The sequence below is a fragment of the Streptomyces albidochromogenes genome (genome assembly GCF_005981925.1).
In the GTDB taxonomy this organism is placed as follows: domain Bacteria; phylum Actinomycetota; class Actinomycetes; order Streptomycetales; family Streptomycetaceae; genus Streptomyces; species Streptomyces albidochromogenes.
Genome location: NZ_VBVX01000331.1, coordinates 1 through 6,765 on the forward strand (window position 1 = coordinate 1; position 6,765 = coordinate 6,765).

Below are 6,765 nucleotides of genomic sequence, written 5' to 3' on the forward strand. Positions count from 1 at the left end.
GCTCCGTACGTCACCGCCATCGCCAGCGCCCCGCCCGCCATGTTCCGCAGCACCGCCGGCCGGGGCGGCGCCGCGCCGAGGCGGGCGCTGCTCCAGCCGGTCAGGGCCAGGGCGACCAGGACGGAGACGACCGTGACCGCCAGCCGCCAGGACGGCGGCGGCAGGGTCATCGCCAGGAGCGGCAGCAGGGCTCCCACGGTGAAGGCCACGAAGCTGGCGGCCGCCGCGTGCCAGGGGTTGGTGAGGTCCTCGGGGTCGATACCGAGCTCCACGCGCGCGTGGGCGCGCAGCGCGTCGCGTTCGGTCAGCTGCTGGGCGGCCTCGCGGGCCACGTCGCCGGACAGCCCGCGCGCGGCCAGGAGCGCGGTCAGTTCGGCCAGTTCCGCCTCCGGTTCCTCGCGCAGCTCCCGCTTCTCCTGAGCCAGCGCGGCCTCCTCCGCGTCACGTTGCGTCGAGACCGACACGTACTCCCCCGCCGCCATCGACATCGACCCGGCCAGCAGCCCCGCGAGGCCCGCCGTCAGGAGCGCGGAGCGCTCGTCGGTCGCTCCGGCGACGCCGACGACGATGCCCGCGGTCGAGACGATGCCGTCGTTGGCCCCGAGCACCCCGGCGCGCAGCCAGTTCAGGCGCGAGCCGAGGGCTCCCCCGTGGGCTTCGTCATGCGTCTGATCGCTCACTCGGGGAGGTTCTCACCCGTGCTGTCACCAGACGCGTACCGACCCGCCCGGCGCGAAGGCCGGGCTCGTCGCGTCGGGCGGGATCTCCGTGGGCGGGAGCGGCTCGGCGATCTCCGCCACCAGCGGTCCGGCCTTCGCCGCGAGGGGGTCCAGGAGGGCGAGGTCGAAGCCGTACACGCGGGCCGCGTTCCCGCCCACCATGACGGCGACCTCCTCGCGCGGCAGACCGGCGTACGCGATCCGCAGGCCCTCGCGGGAGTACGGCGCCGTGCCCTCGTCGTGCGGGTAGTCGCTCCCCCACATGATCTTGTCGAGGCCGATCCGGTCGCGCAGCGGTACCTCGTGGGGGCGCATGAAGCTGGCCCCGACGTAGCAGTTGTCGCGCCAGACCTCGCTCGGGCTGCTGCCCATCGAGCCCGCCAGGCCCGCGCCGAACTTCGACTCGGCGGTGGCCGCGCGGGTCGCCGCCGCCACCAGACGGGCGTGGTAGTAGTCCAGCATGTCGATCACGCCGGGTATCCAGCCCGAGCCCTGTTCGGTGAGGACCAGCTTCAGGCCGGGGTGCCTGCGGAACGCCCCGCCGAACGTCAGGTGCCACAGGGCCCGGTGCGAGAACCACGTCGTCTCCACCATGAACACGGCCCGCGCGGCCGGTTCGTCGCCCAGCGGCGGCGACGCCGACCCGCCGTGGTGGTTGACGGGCACGTCCAGTTCCTCGCAGACGGCCCAGATGGGGTCGTACGCCCGCGAATAGAGCTCGGGCACGCCGGAACCCGGTGGGGCGCCGGGCAGCAGGATGCCGCCGGTGAGGCCGGCCGCCTTGGTGCGGCGGATCTCCCGTACCGCCTCGTCCACGTCGTTGAGGAGGATCTGTGCCACGCCCGCCCGCCGCCCCGGGGCCGCGTCGCAGAAGTCCGCGAGCCAGCGGTTGTGGGCCCGCAGGCCCGCCCAGCGCTGCTCGTACTCCGACTTCGACGGCGCGGGGGCCATGAGCGAGGCGCTGGGGAAGAACGGCGGGACGGTGTTGGGGAAGACGACCTCCGCGACGATGCCGTCCGCCTCCAGCTCGGCCAGCCGGCGGGCGGAGTTCCAGTTGCGGTCGGCGGTGTCGGCGAGGAGGTCCTCGTACGGATTGACGTACGTCGCCGCCCAGGCGTCGAAGTCGTCGTGGTGGCGCTTGTCCAAGTACGGCTTGTAGTCGGGCAGATCGGCGCCCGCGTGGCAGTCGGCCGAGATGACGGTGTAGCGGTCCCCGGTCACGGCGAGACCCCCAGCGCCGGGAAGTCGTGGCCGGTCAGCCAGTGCCGGCCCACCTCGCGCGACCTCGCCCACGACGCCTCCACGGGCCCCTGGTCGTCCGGCTGGCCCAGCTCCGCCGGCGTCGGGCCGACGCGCCGCGCCAGCGGGGCGAGCTTCGCCGTGTCGAAGCCGAAGACCTCGGCGGCGGCCAGACCGAGGATGCGGCGGGTCTCGCTGACGGGGATGTCGTGGAAGGTCCGCTTCAGCCACCCGCGCGTGTCCGGCCAGGTGCCCTCGGGGTGCGGGAAGTCGCTGCCCCACAGGATGTTGTCCACGCCGATCTCGTAGCGCTGGGCCAGTTCGCGGCGCTTGGTGTTGGTGGCGCAGACGAAGACCTGCCGGTCCAGGTACTCGCTCGGGGGCCGCTTCAGCTCGGCGAAGGGCGACAGCTTCTTGCCGCCGTGCGCGCCCAGGTAGAGGCGGTCCATGAACCACAGCTGGTTCGGCAGCCACCAGCAGCCGGACTCCGCGACGCCGAACCTCAGCCCGGGGTGGCGCTCGAACGCGCCCGACCACAGCAGGAACCACAGCGGCCTGGCCGGCCACCACGTGACCTCGGAGACGTAGATGCCCAGGTGGTCGCCGTACTCGTGGCGGGGCGCGGCCCCCGAGTGGGTCACCACCGGCATCCGGGTCTCCGCCGCCGCCGCCCACACCGGGTCGTAACGGCGGTCGTGGTACGGGGCCTTGTCGACCCACATCGAGGGGATCATCAGCGCGCCGAGCCCCGACTCCCTCGCCCGGTGGATCTCGGCGACGACCTCGTCCACCTCGCCGGTGACGGGCAGGAGCGCCACGCCGCAGTGCCGTTCGGGGTGCTGCGCCACGAACTCGGCGAGCCACCGGTTGTGGGCCCGGGCGCCCGCCATGCCCAGGCGCGGGTCCTGGTCGCCGGAGAGGCCGAGGCCGACGCCGAAGGGCGCCGCGGTCCCGCTGTCGACGGCGTCGGCGTCGGGGAAGACCACTTCGGCGGCCACCCCGTCGCCGTCGAGCTCCTTGAGGCGCTGAGCCGTGTCCCAGCCGCCGCGCAGCCCTTCCTCGTTGTCCTCGAACCACTTGGCCGCGAACGCCTCGTTGCGCACGCCGAGGCGCGTCATCTCCTCGCGGCGGGCGTCGCGCTGCCCGAGGAAGTCGTCGAAGTCGCGGTGGAAGGCGCTGTCCAGGTAGGGCCGGTACCGCTCGGTCGGCAGACCGGCGTGGCAGTCGGAGGAGATGATCAGGTACGGGTCGCTGTGTTCCGTCATCGCGTGTCCTCCCTCGGTGTGGCCTCAGTCGAGAATGAAGTGCTCCAGGTACGACGGCTCGGAGCGGTCGAGCATCGACCGCGCCCGCGCGCGGATCTGCCGGTCGCTGTGCTCGCTCGCCGGCAGCATCCAGAACCGGTCCGCCTCGATGCCGTCCACGACGGTCTCGGCCACGTCCTCGACCGGCGTGAACTCGATGTCGTGCCCCGCCTCCCGCATCGCCGTCTCCCATTGCCCGAGGCTGCGGTAGGGCGTGCGGCGGGGCCGTTCCTTGGCGTAGCGGGAGGGCCGGTTGCGGTGCGACTCCCACAGCCCTGTGCGCAGCATGTGCGGTCCGGGGAACAGCACCGACGCGCTCACGGGAACGCCCTCGGCGCGCAGATGGGCGTACAGCGACTCGGTCATCGTCACCACCGCCGCCTTGGTGACGGCGTACACGGACGCGGTCGGCAGCGGGGCGATCCCGCCGTCGCCCGACGAGGTGTTGACGACGTGCCCCGGTCCGCCGCCGGCGATCATCCGGGGGACGAACGCCTGGATGCCGTGGAAGACGCCCCAGACGTTCACCGCGAACGCCCACTTCCAGTCGTTCACCTCGTGCTCCCACATGCGGCCCTCGGCCCCGGAGCCCACCCCCGCGTTGTTGCACAGCACGTGCACCGCCCCGAAGGTGTCGTACGCCGCGTCCGCGAGGGCGGTGACGGACTCGCGCTCGCCGACGTCCACCACGCGCGCGAGCACCCGCGCCCCCTCCGCGCGGAGATCGCAGGCGGCCTTCTCCAGCGCCCCCTGCTCCACATCGGCGAGTACGACCCTCAGCCCGCCGGCCGCGAACCGGCGGGCCATCGCGAGCCCGATGCCGCTCGCCGCGCCCGTGACGACGGCGACCTGCCCCTCCCGCAGCCGCATCAGACGCTCCCCTCCGGCGGGCCGTCGAGGATCTGCAGCGGGTCGTCGTAGCGCTGGTGGATGTACGGCAGCAGCGCCCGCGCGCTCACCCGCTCCACGACGCGCCCCTTCTGGCCGGTGGTCTTCTCGCCGACGGTGATCTCCACGACGCGGTGTACGGGCAGATCCGCCACGGGGTCGTACATCGACTCGCGCAGCACCACGTCTCCGGTGATCCGTTCCAGCCGGCGCACCTTCTCGGTGCGGACGCAGTGCACGAGGACCGGGTCGGCGTCGAAGCCCCGGCCGTCCACCGCCGGCAGGAACTTGTAGTAGAAGTCCGTCTTCTCCGTCGGTCCGGGCAGCGGAAGCGGCCCGTCCACCGCCCCCCGCACCTCGACGAAGGCGATGCCGTGCCGGGCCAGCGCCGCGCGGACGACCAGGCCGTCGCGGTCCACGGTCACCTCGCCGAGCTTCTTCGGCTCGCCGAAGACCTCGCGGCCCCCGGTCAGGGCGCGTTCGTGGGTCATCGGCATGACGAGGGGGTACCAGCCGGTGACGCCGTCGTGGACGGCGGCGACCGCCACCGAGCCGGCGCCCAGCGGGTAGCCGGGCAGCTCGACCCGGCTGATGTTCGCCCGTACGAGCGGCCGCTCGCCGGGTTTGAGGGGCGGCGGCAGTACGGCCGCCACCGCTTCCGGGTCGCTCTCCCAGACGGCCACCACGCCGGTGGACCAGATGTCGGGGAGTCTGGAGACGGAGCCGCGCGCCGCCGCGATCTCGGCTTCGGTCCGCGCGCCGTACCGTACGCGTGCCATGTCGTACCGCCCTTCGTCGGGAGGAGAGCCTGTAACACTGTTACACCGGCGCCGATGAAGGTGAAAGAGCCGTGCGCGTACGGGATTCGGAGGCTCCATGGCAGGCAGCACGCGCGCCCCGGGAGGCGGCACGGGACCACGCGGCCCGCGCACCGCGCTGACCCGCGAGGAGGTCCTGGACGCGGCCGCGTCCCTGGTGAAGCGGAACGGTCCGGCGGCGCTGACCATGCGCGGCCTCGCCGCCGAACTCGGCACGGCGGTCACCTCCATCTACTGGCACGTCGGCAACCGCGAGTCGCTCCTCGACGCCCTCGTCGAGCGGACCGTCCAGGAGATGGGCGCCGTCCGCCCGGCCGGCCGCACCCCGGCCGCCCGGATCGTCTCCGTCGCGCGCGGCCTGCGGCGCGAGTTGCGCGAGCGCCCCCACCTGATCGCGATGGTCCACGAACGCGGGCTCACCGAGCGGATGTTCCTGCCCGCCCAGCAGGCCCTCGTCCACGAGGTGCACGCGGCGGGCCTGCGCGGGGCGAAGGCCGCCGAGGCCGTGCGGGCGGTCCAGTACCAGGTCGTCGGGTACGTCCTCGTCGAGCGCAACCGCGAACGGGCCCCGGCGCAGCGGCCGGGCGAGGAGGAGCTGTGGGACGCCCGGAGCGCGGAACACGATCCGGCGCTGGCGCGGGCCCTGGCCCGGCCCGCCGATCCCGAACGTCTCTTCGTCAACTCCGTGCGGGCTCTGGTGGACGGTCTGCTCACCCGGGCGGGCGGGGCTGTCAGTGGGGGCCCGTATCCTCAGTGACCATGCTCGAAGACCAATCGACAGCAGCGCCGTGGCCGACCGCCTACCCGAAGGGGTACGCGGTCGTCGACGTGGAGACCACCGGGCTCGCGCGCGACGACCGGATAATCTCCGCTGCCGTCTACCGGCTGGACTACCGGGGGGACGTCGAGGACCACTGGTACACGCTCGTCAACCCGGAGCGCGACCCCGGCCCCGTCTGGATCCACGGCCTGACGAGCGATGTGCTGACGGGCGCTCCGCTCTTCCCCGACATCGCCGCCGAGCTCTCCGAGCGGCTCGACGGCCGGGTGCTCGTCGCGCACAACGCGATGTTCGACTGGTCGATGATCGCCCGGGAGTACGCGCGGGCCGCCCGCACCGCGCCCGTCCAGCAGCGGCTGTGCACCATCGCGCTCTCCAAGGAGCTGCGCCTGCCGCTGCCCAACCACAAGCTGGAGTCGCTGGCCGCGCACTTCGGCGTCGTACAGCAGCGCGCGCACCACGCCCTCGACGACGCCCGCGTCCTGGCGGAGGCGTTCCGTCCGAGCCTGCACGCGGCGGCGCGGGACGGCGTGCGGCTGCCGCTGCTCGAATGCCTGCCGCTCACCGAGTGGTCGGACTCGCCGGCCGCGCCCCGGGTGGGCCGTCAGGCGTCGTACCACGGCGGGGGCATGGGCAGCTGGCGTCCGTCGCGCAAGCGGCCGGCGTGCCCGTATCCGAACCCCGGACGGTACGAACCGGGCAAACTGCTCAAGCAGGGCATGCGGGTGGCGTTCTCCGGCGACACGTCCGTGGACCGGGAGCTGCTGGAGGACCGCGCGATCGAGGCGGGCCTGCACGTCGCGACGAGTGTGTCGCGGCTCACCAGCCTGCTCGTCACCAACGACCCCGACTCGGCCACGTCCAAGACGGTCAAGGCCAAGTCCTACGGCACCCCCGTGGTCGACGAGGCCGCCTTCACGCAGCTGCTGCGGGACGTCACCCCCGCCGGCTGAGCCGGGGCGGTCCGTCCCGGCAGACGGGTGATTGACGCGCGACTCGCCCGCCCGCCACTCGCC

The 6,765-nt window shown here is 73.4% G+C and carries 7 protein-coding genes; 2 read left to right on the top strand and 5 right to left on the bottom strand.

Translation table 11 applies throughout. The features are described 5' to 3' along the window. From E2E34_RS29065 to E2E34_RS29085, 5 genes are all read right to left on the bottom strand, one after another. Positions 1–680 (bottom strand): VIT1/CCC1 transporter family protein (locus E2E34_RS29065; RefSeq protein ID WP_138904863.1); only part of this gene is annotated, 680 nt, incomplete at its 3' end. 24 nt (positions 681–704) lie between these two features. Then, positions 705–1,940 carry an amidohydrolase family protein gene (locus E2E34_RS29070; RefSeq protein ID WP_138904864.1) on the bottom strand — a complete coding sequence of 412 codons (1,236 nt, stop codon included), beginning with the start codon at positions 1,938–1,940 and terminating at the stop codon, positions 705–707. Next, positions 1,937–3,223: an amidohydrolase family protein gene (locus tag E2E34_RS29075; protein ID WP_138904865.1), complete on the bottom strand. Its 1,287-nt coding sequence runs from the start codon at positions 3,221–3,223 to the stop codon at positions 1,937–1,939. The genes E2E34_RS29070 and E2E34_RS29075 overlap by 4 nt, the downstream gene beginning before the upstream one ends. A gap of 24 nt (positions 3,224–3,247) precedes the next feature. Next, the gene (locus E2E34_RS29080) at positions 3,248–4,132 is read right to left on the bottom strand and encodes an SDR family NAD(P)-dependent oxidoreductase (protein ID WP_138904866.1); all 885 of its coding nucleotides are present in this window, start codon (positions 4,130–4,132) and stop codon (positions 3,248–3,250) included. Further along, on the bottom strand, positions 4,132–4,929 hold the full coding sequence (locus E2E34_RS29085) for an acetoacetate decarboxylase family protein (RefSeq protein ID WP_138904867.1): 798 nt from the start codon (positions 4,927–4,929) through the stop codon (positions 4,132–4,134). Before E2E34_RS29085 ends, E2E34_RS29080 begins: the two co-directional genes overlap by 1 nt. A gap of 97 nt (positions 4,930–5,026) precedes the next feature. On the opposite strand from E2E34_RS29085, the gene E2E34_RS29090 reads away from it, so the two are divergent. Both E2E34_RS29090 and E2E34_RS29095 read left to right on the top strand, forming a co-directional pair. Then, entirely contained in the window at positions 5,027–5,725 is a 699-nt protein-coding gene (locus E2E34_RS29090) for a TetR/AcrR family transcriptional regulator (protein WP_138904868.1), read from the top strand. After that, positions 5,722–6,702, top strand: a complete 981-nt coding sequence (locus tag E2E34_RS29095; protein ID WP_138904869.1) for a DEDDh family exonuclease — start codon at positions 5,722–5,724, stop codon at positions 6,700–6,702. Before E2E34_RS29090 ends, E2E34_RS29095 begins: the two co-directional genes overlap by 4 nt. Positions 6,703–6,765 lie beyond the last annotated feature (63 nt).

Excerpts from the sequence above, each read along its gene's own strand:
- E2E34_RS29075 (WP_138904865.1), bottom strand. The coding sequence starts at position 3,223 with ATGACGGAACACAGCGACCCGTACCTGATCATCTCCTCCGACTGCCAC.
- E2E34_RS29090 (WP_138904868.1), top strand. The coding sequence starts at position 5,027 with ATGGCAGGCAGCACGCGCGCCCCGGGAGGCGGCACGGGACCACGCGGC.
- E2E34_RS29080 (WP_138904866.1), bottom strand. The coding sequence starts at position 4,132 with ATGCGGCTGCGGGAGGGGCAGGTCGCCGTCGTCACGGGCGCGGCGAGC.
- E2E34_RS29085 (WP_138904867.1), bottom strand. The coding sequence starts at position 4,929 with ATGGCACGCGTACGGTACGGCGCGCGGACCGAAGCCGAGATCGCGGCG.